Annotated in this window: 1 protein-coding gene; it reads right to left on the reverse strand. The window is 31.2% G+C overall.

Annotated features, from left to right (window positions below):
- A partial coding sequence (locus KJR01_RS09595; protein WP_250325183.1) for a relaxase family protein occupies window positions 1-661 on the reverse strand: 661 nt, incomplete at its 3' end.
- Window positions 662-828 lie beyond the last annotated feature (167 nt).

Raw genomic sequence — 828 nt, forward strand, 5'->3', positions numbered from 1 at the left:
TTCCCTGTAATCGCTCATTAAATTTTCTAATTGTTTCTCTGTAATACTCATCTTTTGATTGAATGAATTTATCAAGTTCTCGTTTAGTTCGTTCAAGCTCTGATTTAATATCTCTTTGTTTATACTCTCTTGCTCTGCTTTCTTTTTCTGTGCGTAAGTCTCTAAGCTTTTCAAAGCTTCTAAATTGTTCATTGTAAATGCTTCCTTTAAACCTTTTAGCTTTTTTGCTTTCTGGTAGTTTAATGCTTAAATAATCACTTCCTTTTCTTGTTACTTCGATATTGTTTTGCTCTAAAAAATAAATGAGTTCGTCTCTTGAATTGATAATTTTATTAGCTACTTGCTTATGAAGTATCTTATCTAGGGCTTCATAGTCCTTAAAAAGCTCCTTTTCTTTTTTGCTTCCTTGTAGGGTTTGTTCTTTACTCGGATCTTTTGGATTTGTAAAACCATAGCATAAATTAACAAAATCACGCCAAAAATCAATTCTTTTATTATCAATGGGGTGGTAGTAAGGGTTAAATGACTTTTTGCGTTCTAGGTCCATTTTTGGAATTATAAAGTTTAATTCTAATCTGCCCTTGTCTGTATGTTCTATCCACAAAATATTATAACGTCCTTGCATTGCAGGGGTTAAAAGGGCGTTTTCAAAGCTTTGCATTATTTCTTTTTTGGTGTTCTCATCGATGTTTTTTTCTTCAAAAGTTAAATTACCTATGCAAGTTTTATGCTTTTGGCTCTATGATTTAATAAGCTCTCTTGTATAATATTCGTGCCTTTTTAATATTTTTGCTGTGCCTGGATTAACTCTCTCATTTAGCATATAAT

Origin of the sequence: Campylobacter sp. 2018MI10, assembly GCF_018501175.1 — a bacterium.
In the GTDB taxonomy this organism is placed as follows: domain Bacteria; phylum Campylobacterota; class Campylobacteria; order Campylobacterales; family Campylobacteraceae; genus Campylobacter_E.